Genomic DNA, 21,425 nt, shown 5'->3' with positions numbered 1-21,425 from the left:
CTGTAGATTTCAGGAAGGGGAAAGAATAATGAATTGTGGCGCGCGCCACTTAACCAATCCGGTAAGCGATGCCACGGGTCACGCGGCGGTACCTTCCGCTTCGGCCGACAAGGCGTTGACGAACGTGTCGCGCAGCCGGTCGACGATGCGCTCGCTTCGCCAGATCGCGATCAGGGGACCCACGCTGATGGGCAGGTCGAAGGGGACGATGGCCAGCGATTCGGCTCGCACATGTTCCAGTGCTGTGCAACTCGGCATGAGCATGACGGCATCGGTGTTCTGCACGAAGCGGGTGTTCAGCGGGATCACCAGCGAGGAGATGGGTGTGTCGCGAAAGCGCAGTCCGCAGGCCGCCAGTTCCATCTCAAGCTGTAGACGCACAATATTGCGCTCGGGCGGCAGAATCCATGGATATTGCACGAGATCGTCGAAGCCGATCGCCCCTAGCGTCAGCACCGGATGATCGTTGCGCACCACGGCGACGATACGGTCGGCGCAAAGGCCTTTCACTGTGTGATGTGCCTGCTGACTGGCGAACGGATAGCGACCGACCACGATGTCGAGGCCGCCGCCGTCGAGTTTGGGCATGAGGTCTTCCATGTTGCCGTCTTCGACCGTGAGCAGGATGCCACGCGAGGAGGCCTGCAAACGACTGAGTGCGCGCATGAACGGTGTCCACTGAGAGATCAGTGAGAAGACGCCGACGCGCAGTTTGCCGGCGTCTCCCCGCTTGATGGCGGACAACGCATCGTGCATGCGGTCCATGTCGGCAAGAACGTTGCGCCCGTACTGAATCAGCGCATCGCCCGCAGGCGTGGCCCGGGTGCCGAACGGTGTCCGGTCGAACAGGCGCTCGCCCACGACATCTTCGACGTCCGACAGCGCCTTGGAAATGGCGGGCTGAGAGATGTTGAGTACCTGGGCTGCGCGCAACAGATTGCCCATGTCGGCAATGGCGAGCACAACCTGGATATGACGAATCTTGAGACGAGTACGGAGCGGGTTCATGGTCGCCGGCCCTTCTGAATGGACCGTTCAAGAATGGCAAACTTCCGGCGAACGCGCTATCCGTCAAAATCCCGTGCGCTGCCACTGGCTCGCGAACGCGAAGAGCCGATCTTCCCGCCCCGGTGGGGCGATCACCTGAATCGCAGTGCTCAGACTGCCCATGCCCGGCATGCCGGGCGGGGCGGCCGTCGCGGGCACGGTCATCACGGGGAATCCTGTCAGCGAGAACGGCCGGGTGAAAAGGCCGAGCGCATCGGGCACCGATAGCTCCCGGCCATCGAGCCTGCAAGTCGACTGTCCCTTGACGACACTGTTGACCGGAGCGACGGGCGCAACGATCACGTCGACGCCCGCGGTTTCGAATTGCGCTGCCACTTGCTGTCGCACGGCATGCTGAGTCGCGCGTGCGCGCTGATAGGTGGACGACGGAATGGCCATGGCTGCGCGCAAGCGTCGGGTGACGGCCTCGCCATAGCGATCCGGCATGGTTGCCAATCGCGCGCGATGTTGCTGCGCGGCTTCGAATCCCGTGATGACGGAAGCCGTCTCCAGACACGCGAGTGGGTCGGGCAGCGCGACGTCTGGCGTGTCGGCGGCGCTTTGCCGCAGGGCGTCGAACGCATGACGGACCATGTCGCTGGCTAGCCGTCGATACGGCCCGCTGGCCCATCCGATGCGTACGTCGCCCCAGAGCGTTTGCAAGGGAGGCGGTGCGTGCCCGGGGGCCAGCGCGAGCCAGACGCGTGCGAGCATGTCGAGGGAGCTGGCGAGAACGCCGGCGTGGTCGAGACTTGGGGCGAGCGCAAAACAACCGTCCAGCGACAGGGCGCCATGCGTGGGTTTCAGGCCGAAGATCCGGCAGAGCGCCGCAGGCACACGAATCGATCCGTTCGTATCGGTGCCGATGGCGAAGGGTACGATGCCCGCGGCGACGGCCGCCGCCGAACCGCTCGACGATCCGCCCGTGTAGCACGACGGTGCGGCCGGATTGACGACCCGGCCGTGATGCGGGTTGTCGCCGAGGAAGCCATAGGCGTATTCGTCCATATGCGCAGCACCGACGAGGATGGCCCCCGCGCGGGATAACATCTGCACGAGAGCGGCGTCGTGTCGTGCTGGTGTGGCGATCGTCGGATGCGTCGGAAGCGTTGGGCGTGTTGGGTAGGGTCCACCGGCCAGCGTCACGATGCCCGCGATGTCAAAGGCGTTCTTCGCGACGTAAGGCACGCCGGCCAACGGCAGCCCGCTGCCGGAAATGGTCGAGTCCAGCGCCCCGGCGTCGCGCAGCGCGCGGGCGGCGGTGACGTCCGACAGGCAGTGCCACCGGTCGGCCAGTGCGCGTTCGAGGGCCGCTTCGGCGTGCCGCGTGAAGGTCATGTCCGAAGGGGGTGATGCCGACGATGCCCCCGCGCGACACGGCACTGACGGCGCCGACGTCACTGACCTTCCACCGTTTTTGGCGCGTGCTCGGGAAACCACTGCGCGCGCCGCATGCGCGTGATGGTGACCGACGCATACAAACCCGCCTGACGGAACGGCTCGTTGAGCGAGAACTGTTCGGCTTGCTCGCGTCGATCGACATTCAGGATGAGGGTGCTGCCCACGCGCGTTTGCCCGTCTTCCGCCAGCATCGCGCCGCCTATCACGATGAGATCGGTGTGCTGTGCGAGATAGGCCAGATGCGCGTCCTTGTGCGCGCTGCGAATCGCGTGCGAGACGCTCGGGTCATCGCGGCAATAGAGGATGTAGAGCATGGCGTTACTTCCAGTCGTCGCCGTCCCATTGGGGGACGGTCGTGGGGTCGGGCAGGGTGGTGCCGCATTGTTTGCAGGTGCGCAGATGCTCGTCGGCATTGAACTGCTGGACGTACTGCTTGAGGCTGGTTTCGATGTCTTCGCACCAGAAGTACACGCTGTGCAGCATGTTGCCGCAGTGCTCGCAGAACCAGGCGATGCCGTCTTCTTCACCGGCTTTTCGCGGACGCTCGATGACCACGCCCACGCTACCCGGCGGGCGGCGCGGCGAATGGAAAACATGCTTCGGCAGATGGAAGATTTCGCCTTCGTTGATGCGATGTCGCACGACGCGGCCGTCTTCCACCGTATCGACGAAGATGTGCCCGCGAAGCTGATAGAAGATTTCGTCCCACGGATCGATGTGGAAGTCGTTGCGGGCGTTCGGGCCTTTGATGACCTGAAAGATGAAGTCGGTGTCCTTGAACACTTCGCGATTGCCGATCGCGCCGAGCGATGTCGGAAGGTGCTGTTCGGTCCATTGACCCAGATGGAAAGCGTCCGGAATTTTCATGTCTCTTCTCCTGCGGATGGGGATTGGGGGATGGAAGCGGCGCCCGGTCAGGCGCGTTCGAGCAGATCGCCGCGATAGGCGCGCAACAGCAGGGCTTCGACGTCGGTAACCGCAACGGGCCGGGGATTGGCAACGGGGGCGGCGAGGACTCTGCGGGCAACGTCGGGAATGTCCTGCCTGCGCAATCCAATGGCCTGCAACGACGCCGGCGCGCCGTGCGCTGAGGCAAACGATGCAAGGGCGGGCGCGAACGACAGCCCGTCGAACCGTTCGTCGAGTTGTTTGAGCGCGGGCACGTGATGCCGGTTGAAGCCGATCACATAGGGCAGCAAGGTGGTGTGCACGCTCGCGTGCGGGAGGTTGTAGGTGCCGCCGAGTACGTGGCAGATCCGGTGGTGCAGGCCCATGCCGACCTGCGACAGTGCTTCGCCGCACAGCCATGCGCCGGCGAGACATTGCTCGGCGGCGTCGTGTTTGTCGGCGAACGACGCCCAGGAACGCAATCCCTGAATCATTCGCGCGATGCCGGCGTTGGCAATCGCTTGCGTGAAGGGATTGGCTTCCGGTGCGTAGAGGGCTTCGATGGCGTGTGCTACGGCGTTTATCCCGCTACAGATCGCTTGCGCGAGCGGCAGACTTTGGATCAGCGTACTGTCATAGATGACGGCGCGTGGCAGCACTGCCGGATCGCGCACCGTCTGTTTGGTGCCATCCACCGTCAGACCGAAGTTCCACGTGACTTCCGATCCGGAAAAGTTCGTCGGCACGGCAAATACCGGCAGCCCGAGTCGCTGCCCGATGGCCTTGGCGGTATCCAGCGCGGTGCCGCCGCCGAACGCGACGAGGCTGTCGGCGGCAAGACGCTGTGCAGCGTCGACACCTGCGTCCACACTCGGCAGCGGAACATGTTCGAGCGCGCCGGTGAAGGCGCCCGCGCACCGGGTCGTCAACGCCGGGGTGACGAGGCGGGTAAACCGGTCGCGGCTCCGGGCGGACGATGTGACCAGCAGGAACCGGGCTGCGCTGGCGTCGTCGAGTACGTTGGCCAGTGCCTGACCGTCGCGCCATCCCCAGACGACACGATGGGCCTTGAGATCGAGCAAGAATCCGGTGGCTGGCGCGTTGCGAACATCAGCGTCCATACGTCCACCCCCATTGCTCGATGGAGACGATGGCGAACAGTCCCGCGCGGAAAAACGGCTCGTTCGTCAGCCATGCGTCGATCTGGGGGCGGGCGTCGGCCTCCAGTACGAGACAGGTTCCGATGACCCGTCCGGCATCGTCCAACAGCGGGCCGCCGTGGCGCATCCTCACGGCATCGGCGCGCCGGACGTATTCGCGGTGGGCCGCGAGTTGCTGTTCGCGCAGCTTCTCCAGACTGGCGTGGTCGATCCCTCGAAAGACAAAGTACTGCCGCTCCACCGAAACCTCCTCATCCGAACTGACTGACGCCCGGGGCCGCAAGCGGCGCTCATGTCCGGGCGATGGCGATGAGTCCAGTATCGTGACCGTCGTCGTGCAAGTCGAATGAAAAGGTCGGCGGGCCGCTTGCCGGTTTGGTTAAGTGACTGGCAAGCGGCTGGCGGTGCGGGACGCTCAGAACCGGTAGCTCATCACCAGTTCGGCGCGGCGGTCGTTGCCCAGCAGCCATTGGGTCGCGTTGTAGTAGGCCGTCTGCACGTAATGCCGGTTGAAGACGTTGTAGATGCGGCCGGTGAGCGTGAGCTCACGCCGCGGCTTCCAGGCGAGCGCCAGGTCGACCGTCGTGTAGGACGGTAGCGTCAGCGTGTTCGCCGTATCGGCGTAGCGTTTGCCCACGTACTTCAGTCCGCCGCTCGCCCTCCACGCCTGCGCGAAACGCCAGCTCATCCACAGGTTTGCCATCTGCTGCGGCACGTTGACCGGGATATTGCCTGCCCGCGAGACGGACACGCCCCCGACGCTTTCGTCGAACTGATCGTACTTGGCGCGAAGCCACGTGCCGTTCGCATCGATGCGAACGTCGCGGGTCAGTTGCGCGCCGAGCGTCAGTTCCACGCCACGCGACGATTGCTGACCGACCTGCAAACTAAGCGACGGATTGAGCGGGTCCACCGACAGCAGGTTGTTCTTCACGATGCGATAGACCGAGAGCGTGCCGTCGACACGGCCGTCGAGCCAGTCCTGCTTCACCCCCAGTTCGATCTGCTTGCCGGTGGCGAGATCGAATTTCGCCTTGGCGGGCGTGAGCATCAGCAGCGAGCTGACCGGATCGGCTGCGACCGAGTACTGACCGTACACCGTCGTATTGGCCGTGACGTCATAGACGGTGCCGACACGCCAGCCCGTGTAGCCGAGGTCTTTCGAGAACGCGCTGCCTGCAATGAGATCGTCGCGGTGGATGCTGGCATGGTCATAGCGCACGCCGCCGATCACTGACCAGCGCGACGTGACCTTCAGGCGGTTCTCCGCAAAGACCGCGTACTGATTTGCCTGCGACCGGTACTTCGGATAGGTGCCCGCGACATTCATGAAACTGCCCGGGTCCGGGTTGTAGAGCTCGACGAGCGACGTGCCGGCGTACGGCGAATTGTTCGTGTGCTGGAACGTCGTGTGGTTGAACTCGAAACCCGTCGAGACGGTGTTTTCCATGCCGAACAGATGGCCCTTGAGCGTGGCGGTCGTCACGTTGCCGATCTGCTCCTGGTCATGGAGGATCTCGGTGTAACTGCTGCGCTGAACCAGACCGGACGACGGCACGTAGTTGTAATACTCGGCATCTTTCCAGTGCCGTTTGCTCTTCATGCGGTAGAGCGTGCTGGTGATGGTGATGTCGTCCGTCGGGCGCCATGACGCCGCCAGCGTCGCCCAGCTGTCGCGGTAGGTGATGAGCGAATCGCCCACGTTGTAGTTCTTCTGGTACGTGGCGGGATCGAGGCGGCCCGCCACCAGCGGTACCCCGAAGTACTGCATCGGATGCTGGTTGCCTTCGGCCAGCGAGGCCGTTACCGAGAAGCGCGGCGTGACGTCGTACTTGATCGCAGCGGAGAACGACGCGTTGTGCGAGTTGCCCCGGTCAACCCAGTTGTTGGAACTGTTGGCGCTCGCGTCGAAACGGTACGAGAGCTTGTCGGTGATCGCACCGCCGCTGCCGAACGCTGCCCGGCCGGTCTTTTCCGTACCGATGCCCAATTGAATCTCGTTCTCGACCGGCGCCTGCTCAGGCTTCTTCGGAACGATGTTGACCACGCCGCCAATGGCGCCTTCACCGTAGATGACCGAGGCCGGGCCGCGAAGGACTTCGATGCGATCCACCGACCAGGTGTCGAACGGGAAGGTCACGCCGATGGCGCCATACGGCCGAACGCCGTCGTAGAGCTGCGTGACGGAGGCGCTGCCCACGAAGCCGCGCGCACCGAGTTCCGAGCCGCCGTTGCCGGGGTGGGGCGACGCATTGATGCCGGTCGCGCGGCTCACGGCGTCGATGATGCTGGCGTCGCCGCGCTCCACCAGTTGCTGACGGTCGATGACTTCGACGCTCGCCGGCGTCTCCTTGATCGACAGGCCGAGACGGCTGCCGGTCTGTACCGTTTCGTCGAGCGGTTTGACGGTATCGGCCTGCACCTGCGTGGCAGGGAGCTGGACGTTTTGCGAAGTGTTGCCGGGATTGCTGCTGGTTGTGGTGCCGTCGGCAGCGTGCGCGAAGGCGCACAGCGAGCCAATGGCCGCCGCGACGGCGGTGCGCACTGGGAATGACGTTTTCATGACGCGTCTGATGTTGTCGTTATCGTTGTCGGGGCACGCGCGAGCGTCGCCATGCGGTCGGGCGCAGGCGCGTGCAGGCCGTCGCCCTTTCCGGGCGCCAGCGGAATTCGATCTACTTCGAGAGGGGGCCGCGGCAAGGTTGGACGCCCCGGATGCGCACGCACGTGTCCGCACGAGCCCATCGGGCGCGATGGACTACGGACAGCGGCGAGGCATCAGGCGTGCGAACGACCGAAGCCGATCAGCGCAACATCAGAGCGAAGGCGGGGCGCGCGAAGGCGGTGTGAGGCGTAGCGGTGCGCCGACGACCGTCAGCGCGGGAGATGGGGGGAGCCGGATGCCCCCGACGCGAATATCGGCGAGCGTGAGCGACGCCGAGGGCAGTGGCGGGCTGTGGGCAAGTAGCGAACAGTAGCCGCAGGCGGCGCTGGCCGCATGGGATATCGGCGTATGCCGGCCCTGAGCGGCCGCTTCGTCGAGGCTGGTACAGAAGGCGCTCGACAGCGCGTCGTCGATGGACGACGGATGCGTGCGCAGATACTGGCTGATCAGCGGCGCGCAAAGCAGCATCCACATGGCGGCGAGGCCGACCCATGCGATGCGTTTGCTACGTGACCATACCGGCATGTTCAGGGCGCGCGGCGGCAAGCCGCGTTCGTGAAGGCGAGCCCGGATGCTATCACGCGACCCCGCCCGTCAAGTTGTCATCGCGGTCAAATTCGCGATGAATGCGACGTCTTGCGGCAATTTGTCGCGATGACGCGGGCGGCGACTGATCGGGAAAGGAGGTTGCCTCAATGGAGTAAGTGATGCGCTGACCCGATATCCGAAGGCGAGTTGCCCTCGCGCCCATGTACAGGATGCGAGATATTTTAATTCTCGAATTGAGTCGCCCGGCGTCCGGCTGACCTGGTGATGGCCTGAGCGCCAACCCGACGTCGATCGCTGGGTTGGCCGGGGTGGTGCAGGGAAGACAATTCGGCGCAAGGCTGCTAATATACGTTTCGTAGCTATTTCGTATATATGGAGCCCGCAACATGGGTATCGTCAAGATATCGGAGCAAATGCATGAGGCGCTGCGCAACACCAGCGGCGCGCTCAGTCGCTCGATCAACGCGCAAGCCGAGCATTGGCTGCGCGTCGGCATGCTCGCCGAATTGAATCCGACGTTGAGTTACGGCGAGATCTGCCGTCGACTCATCGAATCAGAAGGCGGCCCGGTCGGAGAGACCGGGACCGTCGCTTCTCCAGCAACCGGTGCACCCGTCACCGTATTGAACAAGGTGGCGTAATGGTGCGCGAACGCGTTGTAATCCGCTCGAACGAAGAAGTTGCCCTGTCGCGTCGCGCCGGGGAGATGGCCGCGCAAGTGCTCGCGATGATCGGCGAGCATGTGAAGCCGGGCGTCACGACCGACGAACTCGACCGTCTGTGCCACGACTTCATCGTGAACGAACTCAAGGCCATTCCGGCCAACATCGGCTATCACGGGTATCCGAAGACGGTGTGTGCGTCGGTGAATCACGTTGTCTGCCATGGCATTCCCGGCGACAAGAAGCTCCACGACGGCGACATCGTGAACATCGACGTCGCGCTCATCAAGGACGGCTGGTACGGCGACACGAGCCGTATGTATTACGCGGGCAAGCCGAGCATTCTGGCCAAGCGTCTGGTCGACACGACCTACGAGGCGATGCTCGCGGGCATTCGTGCGGTGCGCCCCGGCGCGACGCTCGGTGAAGTGGGCTACGCGATTCAGACGGTAGCGCATCGCGAAGGCTTCAGCATCGTGCGCGATTACTGCGGTCACGGCATCGGCACGACGTATCACGATGACCCGCAGGTGCTGCATTACGGCCGTCCGGGCACGGGGCTGACGCTGCGTCCTGGCATGATTTTCACCATCGAGCCGATGGTCAATGTCGGCAAGCCCGACACGAAGCAACTGGCCGACGGCTGGACAGTCGTGACGCGCGACCGCTCGCTCTCCGCGCAGTGGGAACACATGGTCGCCGTGACCGAGACCGGTTTTCAGGTGCTCACGCAATGGCCGGACGGACTGGGTGAGTATGCGCGTTATGGCGCGCTGGACAGCGGCGTTGCTGCGGTGAACGCGGCGTAATCCTAACGACGGTCGAATGACCGTCGACCGACGGCTGATAAGAGAGAAAAAGGGGGCGCAGACTGAACTGCGCCCCCTTTTTTGTTCACGCGACGCTCAGACGTCGTCGGGCGCACCTTCGAGATCGAGCAACTGATGGGCGTAACGGTGGTAAAGCCAGCCCGCTACACCGCATCCCACCGCGACCCACACCACGGTAAACACGGTTTTCAGCATCAGTGACCCCAGCACTGCGACGGTGACGTCCGGCATCAGTTTTATTGTGAGTCCCAGCAGCAACGTCAAGACGAGGCCCACGGCAAACAGGGGCAGTATCGCCGCCAAGGCCGTGCCGAACATCGACCAGAAATGACCACGGGAATCCTGCCAGGCAGCCCGCCAGCGTTTACTTCGTCCAGCGGCGATCTGGCCGTAAATCAACGAGACGCGTACCCCGATAAAGATGACGGCACACGCGACGAGCACGAGGAAAGTCGCCATCAACGCTAAGGCGTTGGTACTCTTGGCCAGCCCTAGCGCCAGACCGATGAGAAAAGCCGGTACGAATCCCACGATGACACCGCCGATCACGATCTGGAGCGTCAGCCAGAGATAACGCCACACATCGCGCCCCATCCAGGGTGCTTGCCGTGCGGCTTCCGGGCCGAGTACCACGTAACGTAGAACGTGAACGGAAAGTATCGCGACCGCCACGGTGTTGACGAAGGCGACACCTAGCGAGGTGAGTGCGAGATTGAAACGGTAGCCCGCCGTGTCGCCGTTTTGCGCGGCGGCCTGCGAGAGTTGCTTGAGAGAAATACCGAGTGCCGACGACACGAGAATGACAACCGCGACCGATACACACAACAATGGCCGACTTCGCAACGCGTTAAAACCGTCGATCCATGCTCCCTTGAAACACTGCTTGAACGTTATCGGTTCCATGTTTCCCCTTGAGCGAATATCGCTTCGTTGATCGAAGCTGTACGGCGTTGTGCGTTACAACGCCGCCATTCTTGCAGATCGGCCTACGGCTGACAATCGCGGCTTGGGGAGGGGGCTTGGGTGCAGTCTCGATGCCGCGTTGGGGAGGGCTGAAGCACGCGTCGGCCCACCGTGTGGCGGGGCGACGCAGGAGAGTCTGGGGGCTGGGCGATGGTGGTGATGCGTGTTAAGCCAGGCGTGTCAGGCGTGCGGCCAAGCGTTATGCGCTCATCACCTTGCGAAGCACTTCGGCGTGCGTGATAACGCCAACCAGTCGGGCGGCATCGTCGAGCACGGGCAACGTGCCGTGACGTTGCGTCGCGAGCAGCGGCACGAGTTCGGAGAGCGGCATACCGGCGGTCGCCGATTTCAGCTCGCCCTGCATGAGGTCACGTATCGCCGGGCGTTGTCCCGAGCCGAACGATGTCGCGAAGCGCGGCCAGCGTTGTGCGCGAGCGCGCCGCGCGTGCAGATCGTGACGCGTCACCAGGCCGATCACACGTGCGTCGCCATCGACGACGGGCAGCACATCCAGCCCGTGACGCTGCAACAACCGCCACGCGGCCGGCGCCTCGTCGTGCGCCTGCACCTTCGCAAGCGGCGGGCCCATGACGTCGGCTGCCGTCAATTCACGCGCGCGCCGTGCATAGGCCTCGCGCTGCGTGTCGCGAAGCAGGCTTGCCAGATCGTCTGCTGAAATGTCGAGGAGTTCGCTGTGGCGGGCGAGGGCCTTTTCGGCATCGGCCGTCGTGACCGGAATCGCCTGCGCGTTGACCGGCTTCGCAGGCGCCTGAGCGCGCACGGCATGCGGGTAACGATGACCGGTGATCGCGTGATAGGCGATGGCGGAGCCGAGCAGCATGACGGTTTGCAACGCAATCGGTTCGAGCACGAAGCCGTAACCCAGCGCATGGACCGAAGGGCCGCCCAGCACGGCCGTCAGGGCGACGGCGCCCGAGGGCGGGTGCACGCAGCGCAGCGTGAACATCAATGCGATGGATACGCCTACCGCCGCGGCGGCCGCAATGACCGGGCTGGGGATGAACATGGCGCACGTCACGCCGACTAGCGCCGCGACCAGATTGCCGCCGAGAATCGACCACGGCTGTGCGAGAGGACTGGCAGGCACGCCGAACAGCAGAACAGCGGAGGCACCCATCGGCGCCACCAGCCAGGGGATGTAGGTCGCCGGACCGAGCAACCAGAGCATCAGACCGCCGGTCAGACCGATCCCACAGAGGGCGCCGATGCCCGCGCGAAGCCGCTCGCGTAGATGCACCGCGGCTACCGCAGGCAGAAAGCCCGCCATCCAGTCGCTTACATCACGTCGTGTCATTGCCATGTCATCCCGCTCCATCGGCCGCACCTTCTTGGGGCGGCGTCTTGATATTTTGTGCATGATATATCGTATATCGATGAATTGGGAGGGCGGGAGCGCGTGATTTTAATGCTGCGTCGCAGCGAAATCGGCGTTCCTACAAGGCTGCGGGCAAAGCGGCGCACCAAAATGAGGAAAACGAGACGTATAGGGCGTGAAGGTTGCTGAGCGGGGAGAGGAGCGGGACAAACAAAAATGCGGCAGAGCTTTGCGCTCTGCCGCATGGCTGGCAAGTCAGCGGAATTTCGCGACGCCGGAGCGTCTGCCCGACGTCGGCGGCCTATCAGTGTCCGCTTACGATCTGGACGATGACGCCCGAGCCGTTGACCAGCAGGAAGTCGCCGCCTACGCCAACCCAGTGATGGCCGCGCTTGGGGGCGTCGAGATGGTATTGGCGGTAATCGTCGACGCGGTACTGGGCGTCACGATACTGCTGCGGTACGCGGTCGCCCTTGCGCCAGTCGGGGTGTTGCCATGCATCGTTGCCCGGAGCGCCGGGACCGCCTTGCGCGCGTGGCGGCGGACCGCCGGGGTGTCCCTTCTGAGGGCCGTGTCCCGGAGGACCGCCGTGCGGGCCACCCGGCTGATGTCCCGGCGGACCCCCTGGGCCACCCTGGGGCGGCGGGCCGCCCTGCGCGAGGACGAGGGATGAGGAAACCGCCAGACCGGCGGCGAGGCACAGTGACAGTGTCTTGCGCATCTTCATTGTTTGCACTCCTTATCGTAGGGTCCGTCGGATCGAAGGACCGCACTCGGGGGAAGCATTCGAGATGACTTGCCAGCAACGGTTGCCGCCGTCATGCCGTTCGCATGGTCAAAGTGGCGTATTGCGCTCGATGTCCGGAAATGGACCCTGGGGATGCAACATGCGCGGCGAGAAAGCGAAAACCGTGCGTCCATCCTACCATCGTCGGCAAAAAAAGAGCCCGGACTTGCCCGGGGTCTTTGACCTGGGGCATGTACCGGGCAAGCAGGGACGCAGGGAAGAAACCTGCTACGACTGAGCCTTCACGCGACGCGTGAGGCGCATCGAGACCGGCGGCGCGCCAGGCGCGCGTCGGGGGCGGGTCAGCGCGTCTCTCGTCTTGGGGGTACGAGCGCGGCCGCCGGTTCGATGCATCCATGCTGGCAGGGGATCCTCGGGGGCGAACCCCCTGCCGGTCGCAGCTCAGTCAGTGCGACTCAGTCCAACATGAATCAACGTGCAGCCACCGTCGCGTTGGCGGCGCCGGACGTCTGCGGTGTACCCGGTGCGGCCGCCGTCGGAGCAGTGGCTGCATCGGCCGGCGTCGGCGACTTGGGCAGATCGCCCCAGCCACCGCCCAGTGCGCGGATCAGGTTCACGGTCGATACCGCCTGCGCACCGGCCAGTTGCACGGCGCTGCGTTGCGACTGCAACACGGTGCGCTCGGCATCAATGACATCCAGATAGGCGATCGAGCCTTCCTGATACTGCGTGCGCGAGAGCTGTGCGGCGCGGCTCGACGCCTTGACGGCGTCGTCCTGAGCACGCGTCTGCTGATCGAGCAGGCGCAGATTCGAGAGGTTGTCTTCGACTTCCTGGAACGCCACGAGCACTTGCTGACGGTAGTTCGCCACGTCTTCTTCGTACTGCGCACGAGCACGCGACAAGTTGCCGCTGCGCGCGCCGCCGTCGAAGATCGGCATCGAGAGCAGACCGCCGACCACCGGGCCGAGCAGGAACGTACGGCTCGACCAGTTGAACAGGTCGCCCAGCGTTGCCGCTTCGAAGCCGCCCGAGCCGGTCAGCGAGAGCGACGGGAAGAACGCGGCTTTCGCCACGCCGATCCGCGCATTCGCTGCGGCCATGGCACGCTCGGCTGCCGCGATGTCCGGACGGCGCTCCAGCAGCGCCGAGGGCAGACCCGCCGGCACGCGTACCGTCACCGGCACGAGCGGGGCAGGCGTGAACGTGAATTCCGCCGGCGTCTTGCCCAGCAGAATCGCCAGGCTGTGCTCCGACGCTGCCCGCAGGCGAGCGACCGCCAGCGCATCGGACTGCGCCGTGGCCAGCTCGGCCTTGGCGCGCGCCACGTCCAGCTCGCCGATATCGCCTTCGGTAAAGCGACGCTGCACCAGCTTCAGGGCTTCTTCGCGCAGCGTGACCGTTTGCGTGTACAGCGCCTGTTCGGCGTCGAGCTCGCGCAGGTTGAAGTAGTTCTGTGCCACGTCGGCTTGCAGCGCCAGCTGCACCGAGCGATACAGCGCTTCGCTCTGCTCCGCGTCCGCACGGGCGGCGGCGACGTTATCCGACACGCGACCGAACAGGTCGACTTCGTACCCGACGCTCGCCTGTGCGCGCCACAGCGTGTACGGCGCGATGTTCGTGCCGTCCGGCTGCAACTGCGACGCCGGCGAGATCTTCTGACGCGTCGGCCCGAACCCGGCATCGAGCGTGGGGAACAGCGCGGCACGTGCCTGACGCTGCACGCCGCGCGCTTCCTGCACGCGGGCGGCGGCAGCCTTCAGGTTCTGGTTGGCCGCCAGCGCGTCGTCTTCGAGCTTGTCGAGCGTGGCGTCGCCGAACACTTTCCACCATTCGCCGCGGGCTACGGCTTCCGACGGCTCGGCCGTCTTCCACGTGCCGGCCTGACCCGCGGGCAGGGCCGCTTCCTTGAAGGCCGTCGGCGTACCCTTGTCGGTCACCTTCGGCACTTCATATGTGGGGGCCATCGAGCAGCCCGCCACCACCAGCAGGGTGGCGAGCAAGCCCGAGACGCCCAGACTACGTTTGATCCATTGCGATTGCATGATTGGCATCCTTCAGACTTCGGCCTTGACGTTGGTGGGCATGGTCGACGCGTGCGCACTATGCAACGGCTTCTTGCCGGCCAGCGTACGGAGCAGCACGTAGAACACCGGCGTCAGGATCAGGCCGAAACCCGTCACCCCGATCATGCCGAAGAACACGGCCACACCCATCGCATGGCGCATTTCAGAACCGGCGCCGGTCGACGTCACCAGCGGCACCACACCCATGATGAACGCGATGGACGTCATCAGAATCGGGCGCAGACGCAGACGGCTGGCTTCAATGGCGGCCGCAATGGCCGTGCGTCCCTGCATTTCCAGTTCCCGGGCGAATTCCACGATCAGGATCGCGTTTTTCGCCGAGAGCCCCACCAGCACCATCAGACCGATCTGCGTGAAGATGTTGTTATCCCCTCGCGTGAGCCACACACCGAACAGCGCGGACATGATGCTCATCGGCACGATCATGATCACAGCCAGCGGCAGCGTCAGGCTTTCGTACTGAGCGGCCAGCACCAGGAACACCAGCAGCACCGAGATCGGGAATACCCACAGCGCCGAGTCGCCCGCGAGAATCTGCTGATACGTCAGGTCCGTCCATTCGAACTTCACACCACGCGGCAGCGTTTCGGCAGCGATACGTTCCACGGCGGCCTGGGCCTGACCCGACGAGTAACCCGGCGCCGGACCCCCGTTGATGTCGGCAGCGGTGTAGCCGTTATAGCGAACCACCATTTCCGGACCGTACGTCGGCGAGACCTTCACCAGCGACGAGAGCGGGACCATTTCACCGTTGTTGTTACGTGTCTTGAGCAGGCCGATGTCGTCGGCATGCGCACGATACGGCGCGTCGGCTTGCACACGGACCTGATACACGCGGCCGAACTTGTTGAAGTCGTTCACGTACAGCGAGCCGAGGTAGATCTGCATGGTGTCGAACACGTCGGTGATCGGCACGCCCAACTGCTTGGCCTTCACACGGTCGAGGTCGACGTTCAACTGCGGCACGTTGATCTGGTACGACGAGAACGTCGGGCCCAGTTCCTTCGTCTGCGAGGCCTTCTTGATGAACGCCTGCGTTGCGTCGTTCAGGGCTTCGTAGCCGAGCGCACCACGGTCTTCCACTTGCAGCTTGAAGCCGCCGAGCGTACCCAGACCCAGCACCGGCGGGGGCGGGAACACGGCGATGAACGAGTCCTTGTTCTTCGCGTACTCGCCGTTGAGCTTCGCGGCGATGGCACCGGCCGACAGCGACTTGTCCTTACGCTCGCTGAACGGCTTGAGCGTGACGAACACGATCCCTGCGGACGACGAGTTGGTGAAGCCGTTGACCGACAGACCCGGGAAGGCCACGGCGTTCTTCACGCCAGGGGTCTTCAGCGCGATCTCCGACATGTCGCGGATCACCTTGTCCGTGCGGTCGAGCGAAGCCCCGTTGGGCAACTGCGCGAATGCGATCAGGTATTCCTTGTCCTGCGCCGGTACGAAACCACCCGGCACGATCTTGCCCAGCAGCACGGTGATACCCAGCAGCACCGCGAAGATCGCCATCATGACGGCCTTGCGACCGATCACGCGGGTCACGCCGTGGCCATACTTCTCCGAGCCGCGATGGAACACACGGTTGAACGCGTTGAAGAAGCCACCCAGATAACGGTTCATCTGACGCGTGAGCCAGTCCGGCTTGGCGTGATGGTCCTTGAGCAGCAGGGCGGCCATGGCCGGCGACAGCGTGAGCGAGTTGAAGGCCGAGATCACCGTCGAGATGGCGATGGTCATGGCGAACTGCTTGTAGAACTGCCCCGTCAGACCCGACATGAAGGCGAGCGGCACGAACACAGCCACGAGCGTCAACGCAATCGCGATAATCGGACCGCTCACTTCGCGCATGGCCTGATACGTCGCTTCCTTCGGCGAAAGCCCGGCGGCAATGTTCCGCTCGACGTTTTCCACCACCACGATGGCGTCGTCCACCACGATACCGATCGCTAGCACCATCCCGAACAACGACAACGCGTTGATCGAGTAGCCGAAGCCGAGCAGCAGAGCGAACGTGCCGACGATCGAGACCGGCACAGCGAGCAGCGGGATGATCGACGCGCGCCACGTTTGCAGGAAAACGATCACCACGATCACCACCAGGGCGATGGCTTCGAGCAGCGTGTGCACGACGGCTTCGATCGACGAGCGAACGAACTGCGTCGGGTCATACGCGATACGGTATTCCACGCCCGGGGGCATGTCTTTTTGCAGGTCGACCATCGCAGCACGGACATCGTCCGAAATTTGCAGCGAGTTCGCGCCCGGCGACTGGTTAATACCGAGGCCGATGGCCGGCTTGTTGTCGAGCAGCGAGCGCAGGCTGTACGACGACGCGTCGAGTTCCACGCGCGCCACGTCGCTCAGGTGCGTGACGGCACCGTCCGGCGAGGTCTTCAGGATGATGTCGCGGAACTCTTCTTCCGTGTTCAGACGACCGCGCGTGTTCACGTTCAGTTGCAGCGGCGTGTTCGGACCGGCCGGCGTTGCACCGATCACACCGGCGGCGACCTGCACGTTCTGTTCACGGATCGACTTCACCACGTCGGACGCCGTCAGGCCGCGCTGGGCGACCTTGGCCGGATCGAGCCAGACACGCATCGAGTAGTCGCCGGCGCCCCACATCTGCACTTCGCCCACGCCCTTGATACGCGAGAGGCGGTCCTTGACGTTGATGAGCGCGTAGTTGCGCAGATACGTCATGTCGTAGCGGTCGTTCGGCGAGATCAGGTGCACCACCATCGTGAGCGTGGGCGAGGACTTGATCGTCGTCACGCCAAGACGCTGCACGTCGTCGGGCAGGCGCGGCAGCGCTTGCGAGACACGGTTCTGCACGAGCTGCTGGGCCTTGTCCGGGTCGGTGCCCAGACGGAAGGTCACCGTCGTGGTGAGGTTGCCGTCGCTATTGGCCTGCGACTGCATGTACAGCATGTTTTCCACGCCGTTGATCTGCTCTTCGAGCGGCGATGCAACGGTCTCGGCGATCACCTTCGGGTTCGCGCCGGGGTATTGAGCGTGCACGACGACCGACGGCGGAACCACTTCCGGGTACTCCGAGATCGGCAACTGGAACACGGCGATCAGGCCGGCCAGCAGCGTGAGGACCGATAACACGCCCGCAAATATGGGCCGGTCGATAAAGAATTTTGAGATGTTCATGACGAAACTCTGGGGTGTCGTTCAGCGTGCAATGTTGCTGTGTGCCTGCACGCGCATTTCGAGCATCGGACGCAATGAATGCACTGAGTGCATTACGAGCGCGAAGCGGTTTTGGCCGCCGCGACCGATTGCGTCTTGTTGCCGTTCTGCGAAGTCTTCTGCGTAGCCTGTGTCGCGCTGGCGTCTTGGGTTGCCGGGGCGGGGGCCTTGGCGGCATCGTCGGCACCGGTGGTGGCCACAGCCGTCGGTGCGATGTCGTGCGCGTCGCCCGTGTCGCCGGCCATCTTCACGACCTTCGGCGAAACGGCATCACCCGGACGTACCCGTTGCAGACCGTTCACGATGATGCGTTCACCGTCCTTCAGGCCGCCGGCGATTTCCACCAGCCCGCCGTGACGCTCGCCCAACTGGACTTCGCGGTACTGCGCCTTATTGGCCTGGTCGACGACCATCACGTATTTCTTGCTCTGGTCGGTGCCGATGGCGGCTTCGTCCACGAGCAGCGCCGGGTGCGGTTCGCCGCCGCCGACGCGAATACGTGCATAGAGGCCCGGGACGAGCGCGCCGTCGGCGTTGTCGAAGCGCGCGCGAACGCGGATCGTGCCGGACGTGGTGTCGAAGCGGTTATCCACCGAATACACCGTGCCCTTGCGCGAGTAGCCCGATTCGTTGGCGAGACCCAGATCGACGGGCACGCCGCTCGGCTTGGCGGTATCGCGCGAGAGATAGCGCAGATAGGTCTGTTCGTCGACGTCGAAGGCCGCGTAGATCGGCGAGACCGACACCACCGTGGTCAGCGCGGGCGATTGCGCGCCGGCCGACACGGTGTTGCCGACCGTGATTTCCGCGCGCGATACGCGCCCGGCCACCGGCGCCACGATCTGCGTGTAGCCGAGATTGATGCGGGCAGTTTCCAGCGCGGCCTGTGCGGCCTTCACGTTGGCAACGGCTTCGCGTGCGGCGTTTTCCTTCTGGTCGAAGTCCTTCTTCGCGATGGCGTTATCCGCGATCAGGCGCTGCGCACGCGCGAGGTCGGTGCTGGTGAAGACGTCGCGGGCCTGGGCGGACGCGAGCTGCGCTGCTGCGCGGTCCACTTCCGCGGCGTACGGACGCGGGTCGATCGTGAACAGGGCGTCACCCTTTTTCACGAGTTGGCCGTCCTTGAAATGCACGGCGGTGATGGTGCCTGACACGAGCGGCTTGATGTCGACGCGGTCGACGGCGTCGAGCCGTCCCGAATAGCTTTGCCAGTCGGTCACGGTACGCGACAGCACGTTGGCAACGTCGACTTCCACGGTGGGCATGACTTGCGCCGCGGGCGTGCTGGCGTCGACACGCACGACAGTGAGCGTGCCGATGGCCAGGAGCGCAGCCGTGGCGGCGGCAGCGATAAGTACGGGTTTGCGAGCGAGGGTGGTCATTTTTTCAAATCTCCGGGATCGGATGGACTCACTGGGTAGAGCCGGTGGCAGGCGGTGCCAGCCGACGTGTCAGGAACGTGGCCACGTCCCGCAGCGCTCCGGGAAGTGCGGCCAGACCGTAATGGGAAGCGCTGCGATGGCGCGTGACCTGTGTCGGCACGCCGGCCGCAATCAGCTCGGCAGCGTATTTTTCAGCTTCGACGTGCAGCAGGTCGTGTTCGGCGGATGCGATCAGCGTGGGTGGCAGGCCCGCGAGACGGCGAGATTCGAGCGGCGCGGCATACGGATGCAGGCGTTGCGTGGCATGCGGCAAATAGGCGCGATAGCAGCGGGCGCACTCGTTCGCTTCGATGTCGCTGGGCGTGCGGCCATCAGCCAGACGCGTCATGCTGGGATCGAGCAGCGGAGCGAGCAGCGCCTGTGCCGAGATACTGATCTCGCCGCGGTCGCGGGCAATCATCGTCAGGGCCGCCGCGATGTTGCCGCCCGAGTCGTGACCGGCCACGGCGAGCCGGCGCGGGCTGGCGCCGTAACGGCGGGCGTTGCGTTGCAGCCACAGCGCGGCGCACCAGGCGTCTTCCGGCGCGGCGGGGAACGGGTGTTCCGGCGCGAGCGAGTAACCGACCGAGACGACCAGCGCGGGGACGTTCAGCGCCAGATAGCGCGCGGCGGCGTCGCCGTCGTCGAGCGAACCCCGGCAGAACCCGCCACCGTGGAAATACAGCACGGCGGGCAAATGGGCTTCGAGCGGCACGACGACGCCCGGTTGCCCCGTGGCTGCCGTGGATTCGGCGGCCGTGCTGGCGGTGGACTTGCCGACCGGCCGGTACAGGCGCAGCGTGACCGGGGCGACGTGGCCCTCGATGCTCACCTCTTCGATGCGCAGTCCGTCATCGGTGCGGAACACCCGATCGCTCGATCCCGGCGATCCCGATTTTCCCGCTTGGCCCGACTTCGACTTGGCGTTGGCTGACATATGGCTTTGAGTTCGCGCGAGCGATACCCCTCTGATGACATTCGATGGAGCGAAGTCTAGAGGCCACGGACATTGGGATAAACGCCTATAATTTGGCAACACTGTTCGGTCAGCTCGACTAATCGGTCTCAGCCTTATGGGCATTGACTTATGCCGTCGACCAATAAGCATATGCATTGGCGACGAAGTGAAATTTCGCCGGGCCGACCAGTGAAACGGTGTCTTCAATGGGGAAATATCATGGATCGCTTGCAAGCGATGCAGGTCTTCACGCGGGTGGTCGAGGCGAATAGCTTCTCGCGTGCCGCCGACAACCTTGGGTTGCCGCGCACCTCGGTGACCACGATCATTCAGAACCTGGAGTCGCATCTGGGCACGCGTTTGCTTCAGCGAACGACCCGGCGACTCAATCTCACGCCCGATGGCGCGGCGTATTACGAGCGCTGCCTGCGCATTCTGGCCGACATCGAGGAGACCGAATCCTCGTTCCGGGAGAGTAGCCAACGGGTGCGCGGCAAGTTGCGCGTGGACATGCCGGGCTCACTCGGCAAGCTCGTCGTGTTGCCGCAGATGTGTGAATTTCGCGATCGTTATCCCGAAATCGAACTGATGATCGGCATGGGTGACAAGCCCGTCGACCTGATTCAGGAGGGGGTGGATTGCGTGCTGCGTGTCGGGACGCTTCAGGATTCGAGCCTTGTCGCGCGCCGTGTCGGCCTGTTCCAGAGCCTGACGTGCGCGTCACCGGCCTATCTGGAGCGCATGGGCATGCCGCATACGCTCGACGATTTGCAGCGCCACACGGCGGTGCACTATTTTTCGAGCCGCACGGGACGCGTGATCGAAGAGCAGTTCGTGGTGGACGGCAAGGAAATCGAAATCCACATGCAGGGCACGGTCGCGGTCAACGATGCCGAAGCGTACCTTCAGCTCGGACTTGCGGGCGTAGGCACCGTGCAACTGGCCCGCTTCATGGCGTTGCCGTATCTGCAATCGGGGCAGTTGGTCGAGATACTGCATCAATGGAAACCGCCGCCCATGCCGATTTCGGCGGTCTATCCGCATAATCGTCATTTGTCGCCTAAAGTTCGCGTATTTGTCGACTTCATCGCGGAAATATTCGAGCGATGCCCGTTGTTGCAGGGGCTCGACGAGACCGCCGCGCAGTGCAAACCGACCGTTGCGGCGGCCGACGAGGACATGCGCTGGGCGACCTACGGCACGGAAATGTCCCCTCAGGAAGTGGTGGTTTGACGTCGTGATTTGAGCGATTTCTGCACGCGTGTGAAAAGGCCCAATGGGAGACTTGGGCCTTTTCATTGTGCTGAGGGTGTGGAAATGCCCACGCTCGCTCATCTCCGCCATGTGTGCCTTGATGTCATCGACGCATCGCCGTCTTCGTTCCTCGTCTCCTTCCTCGATCGCCTGCCTTGCGCATATCGCTCATCGACGCACTGAGCGGGGCGCCATTCCGCTTCCTCGCAACTGCCCGTTCGTGGCGCTGATACTCCCGTCGTCGCGAGGGCCGCAATGATT

The 21,425-nt window shown here is 64.1% G+C and carries 18 protein-coding genes; 3 read left to right on the top strand and 15 right to left on the bottom strand.

The window, feature by feature from the left end; translation table 11 throughout:
* Positions 1-78 precede the first annotated feature (78 nt).
* From PCA20602_RS06375 to PCA20602_RS06340, 8 genes are all read right to left on the bottom strand, one after another.
* Entirely contained in the window at positions 79-1,008 is a 930-nt protein-coding gene (locus tag PCA20602_RS06375) for a LysR substrate-binding domain-containing protein (RefSeq protein WP_150720463.1), read from the bottom strand.
* Positions 1,009-1,071: 63 nt separating this feature from the next.
* Positions 1,072-2,385 carry an amidase family protein gene (locus PCA20602_RS06370; RefSeq protein WP_150720462.1) on the bottom strand — a complete coding sequence of 438 codons (1,314 nt, stop codon included), beginning with the start codon at positions 2,383-2,385 and terminating at the stop codon, positions 1,072-1,074.
* A gap of 59 nt (positions 2,386-2,444) precedes the next feature.
* Entirely contained in the window at positions 2,445-2,762 is a 318-nt protein-coding gene (locus tag PCA20602_RS06365) for a YciI family protein (protein ID WP_174980852.1), read from the bottom strand.
* 4 nt (positions 2,763-2,766) lie between these two features.
* Entirely contained in the window at positions 2,767-3,315 is a 549-nt protein-coding gene (gene nbaC / locus PCA20602_RS06360; RefSeq protein WP_150720460.1) for a 3-hydroxyanthranilate 3,4-dioxygenase, read from the bottom strand.
* Positions 3,316-3,362: 47 nt separating this feature from the next.
* Positions 3,363-4,457 (bottom strand): iron-containing alcohol dehydrogenase, encoded by a 1,095-nt coding sequence (locus PCA20602_RS06355; protein ID WP_150720459.1) that lies wholly within the window; start codon positions 4,455-4,457, stop codon positions 3,363-3,365.
* Positions 4,447-4,737 carry a YciI family protein gene (locus PCA20602_RS06350; RefSeq protein ID WP_174980850.1) on the bottom strand — a complete coding sequence of 97 codons (291 nt, stop codon included), beginning with the start codon at positions 4,735-4,737 and terminating at the stop codon, positions 4,447-4,449. Before PCA20602_RS06350 ends, PCA20602_RS06355 begins: the two co-directional genes overlap by 11 nt.
* A 174-nt stretch (positions 4,738-4,911) precedes the next feature.
* Positions 4,912-7,059, bottom strand: a complete 2,148-nt coding sequence (locus tag PCA20602_RS06345) for a TonB-dependent receptor (RefSeq protein ID WP_150720457.1) — start codon at positions 7,057-7,059, stop codon at positions 4,912-4,914.
* Between the two features lie 252 nt (positions 7,060-7,311).
* The gene (locus PCA20602_RS06340; protein WP_150720456.1) at positions 7,312-7,707 is read right to left on the bottom strand and encodes a DUF2946 domain-containing protein; all 396 of its coding nucleotides are present in this window, start codon (positions 7,705-7,707) and stop codon (positions 7,312-7,314) included.
* Between the two features lie 389 nt (positions 7,708-8,096).
* On the opposite strand from PCA20602_RS06340, the gene PCA20602_RS06335 reads away from it, so the two are divergent.
* Positions 8,097-8,351, top strand: coding sequence for a ParD-like family protein (locus PCA20602_RS06335; RefSeq protein WP_069343747.1), 255 nt, complete (start codon positions 8,097-8,099; stop codon positions 8,349-8,351).
* A complete protein-coding gene (gene map / locus PCA20602_RS06330) occupies positions 8,351-9,181 on the top strand; it encodes a type I methionyl aminopeptidase (RefSeq protein ID WP_174980848.1) in 831 nt (276 codons plus the stop codon). Before PCA20602_RS06335 ends, map begins: the two co-directional genes overlap by 1 nt.
* A gap of 96 nt (positions 9,182-9,277) precedes the next feature.
* Here the strand turns inward: map and PCA20602_RS06325 are convergent, their stop codons facing one another.
* The 7 genes from PCA20602_RS06325 to PCA20602_RS06295 all read right to left on the bottom strand — a co-directional run bounded on the left by PCA20602_RS06325 (position 9,278) and on the right by PCA20602_RS06295 (position 19,889).
* Positions 9,278-10,105, bottom strand: coding sequence for a hypothetical protein (locus PCA20602_RS06325; RefSeq protein WP_150720455.1), 828 nt, complete (start codon positions 10,103-10,105; stop codon positions 9,278-9,280).
* A gap of 259 nt (positions 10,106-10,364) precedes the next feature.
* The gene (locus PCA20602_RS06320) at positions 10,365-11,480 is read right to left on the bottom strand and encodes an HPP family protein (RefSeq protein ID WP_174980846.1); all 1,116 of its coding nucleotides are present in this window, start codon (positions 11,478-11,480) and stop codon (positions 10,365-10,367) included.
* Positions 11,481-11,805: 325 nt separating this feature from the next.
* The gene (locus tag PCA20602_RS06315) at positions 11,806-12,228 is read right to left on the bottom strand and encodes an RcnB family protein (RefSeq protein ID WP_150720453.1); all 423 of its coding nucleotides are present in this window, start codon (positions 12,226-12,228) and stop codon (positions 11,806-11,808) included.
* Positions 12,229-12,719: 491 nt separating this feature from the next.
* Complete coding sequence (locus PCA20602_RS06310) at positions 12,720-14,294, bottom strand: efflux transporter outer membrane subunit (RefSeq protein WP_150720452.1); 1,575 nt, start codon at positions 14,292-14,294, stop codon at positions 12,720-12,722.
* A gap of 12 nt (positions 14,295-14,306) precedes the next feature.
* Complete coding sequence (locus PCA20602_RS06305; RefSeq protein ID WP_150720451.1) at positions 14,307-17,492, bottom strand: efflux RND transporter permease subunit; 3,186 nt, start codon at positions 17,490-17,492, stop codon at positions 14,307-14,309.
* A 92-nt stretch (positions 17,493-17,584) separates the two neighbouring features.
* The gene (locus PCA20602_RS06300) at positions 17,585-18,913 is read right to left on the bottom strand and encodes an efflux RND transporter periplasmic adaptor subunit (protein ID WP_150720450.1); all 1,329 of its coding nucleotides are present in this window, start codon (positions 18,911-18,913) and stop codon (positions 17,585-17,587) included.
* 28 nt (positions 18,914-18,941) lie between these two features.
* Positions 18,942-19,889, bottom strand: a complete 948-nt coding sequence (locus PCA20602_RS06295) for an alpha/beta hydrolase (protein ID WP_150720449.1) — start codon at positions 19,887-19,889, stop codon at positions 18,942-18,944.
* 240 nt (positions 19,890-20,129) lie between these two features.
* Here PCA20602_RS06295 and PCA20602_RS06290 point away from each other — a divergent pair, with 240 nt between their 5' ends.
* On the top strand, positions 20,130-21,143 hold the full coding sequence (locus PCA20602_RS06290) for a LysR family transcriptional regulator (protein WP_150720448.1): 1,014 nt from the start codon (positions 20,130-20,132) through the stop codon (positions 21,141-21,143).
* Positions 21,144-21,425 lie beyond the last annotated feature (282 nt).

This window comes from Pandoraea capi (genome assembly GCF_902459735.1).
Lineage (GTDB): Bacteria > Pseudomonadota > Gammaproteobacteria > Burkholderiales > Burkholderiaceae > Pandoraea > Pandoraea capi.
The sequence above is the reverse complement of the archived record's forward strand: the minus strand, read 5'-3'. Positions and strand labels throughout refer to the sequence as shown.

What these genes read in the sequence shown, in the direction of transcription:
- PCA20602_RS06375 (WP_150720463.1), bottom strand. Translation starts at nt 1,008, where the DNA reads ATGAACCCGCTCCGTACTCGTCTCAAGATTCGTCATATCCAGGTTGTG.
- PCA20602_RS06370 (WP_150720462.1), bottom strand. Translation starts at nt 2,385, where the DNA reads ATGACCTTCACGCGGCACGCCGAAGCGGCCCTCGAACGCGCACTGGCC.
- PCA20602_RS06365 (WP_174980852.1), bottom strand. Translation starts at nt 2,762, where the DNA reads ATGCTCTACATCCTCTATTGCCGCGATGACCCGAGCGTCTCGCACGCG.
- nbaC (WP_150720460.1), bottom strand. Translation starts at nt 3,315, where the DNA reads ATGAAAATTCCGGACGCTTTCCATCTGGGTCAATGGACCGAACAGCAC.
- PCA20602_RS06355 (WP_150720459.1), bottom strand. Translation starts at nt 4,457, where the DNA reads ATGGACGCTGATGTTCGCAACGCGCCAGCCACCGGATTCTTGCTCGAT.
- PCA20602_RS06345 (WP_150720457.1), bottom strand. Translation starts at nt 7,059, where the DNA reads ATGAAAACGTCATTCCCAGTGCGCACCGCCGTCGCGGCGGCCATTGGC.
- PCA20602_RS06335 (WP_069343747.1), top strand. Translation starts at nt 8,097, where the DNA reads ATGGGTATCGTCAAGATATCGGAGCAAATGCATGAGGCGCTGCGCAAC.
- map (WP_174980848.1), top strand. Translation starts at nt 8,351, where the DNA reads ATGGTGCGCGAACGCGTTGTAATCCGCTCGAACGAAGAAGTTGCCCTG.
- PCA20602_RS06325 (WP_150720455.1), bottom strand. Translation starts at nt 10,105, where the DNA reads ATGGAACCGATAACGTTCAAGCAGTGTTTCAAGGGAGCATGGATCGAC.
- PCA20602_RS06320 (WP_174980846.1), bottom strand. Translation starts at nt 11,480, where the DNA reads ATGACACGACGTGATGTAAGCGACTGGATGGCGGGCTTTCTGCCTGCG.
- PCA20602_RS06315 (WP_150720453.1), bottom strand. Translation starts at nt 12,228, where the DNA reads ATGAAGATGCGCAAGACACTGTCACTGTGCCTCGCCGCCGGTCTGGCG.
- PCA20602_RS06310 (WP_150720452.1), bottom strand. Translation starts at nt 14,294, where the DNA reads ATGCAATCGCAATGGATCAAACGTAGTCTGGGCGTCTCGGGCTTGCTC.
- PCA20602_RS06305 (WP_150720451.1), bottom strand. Translation starts at nt 17,492, where the DNA reads ATGAACATCTCAAAATTCTTTATCGACCGGCCCATATTTGCGGGCGTG.
- PCA20602_RS06300 (WP_150720450.1), bottom strand. Translation starts at nt 18,913, where the DNA reads ATGACCACCCTCGCTCGCAAACCCGTACTTATCGCTGCCGCCGCCACG.
- PCA20602_RS06295 (WP_150720449.1), bottom strand. Translation starts at nt 19,889, where the DNA reads ATGTCAGCCAACGCCAAGTCGAAGTCGGGCCAAGCGGGAAAATCGGGA.
- PCA20602_RS06290 (WP_150720448.1), top strand. Translation starts at nt 20,130, where the DNA reads ATGGATCGCTTGCAAGCGATGCAGGTCTTCACGCGGGTGGTCGAGGCG.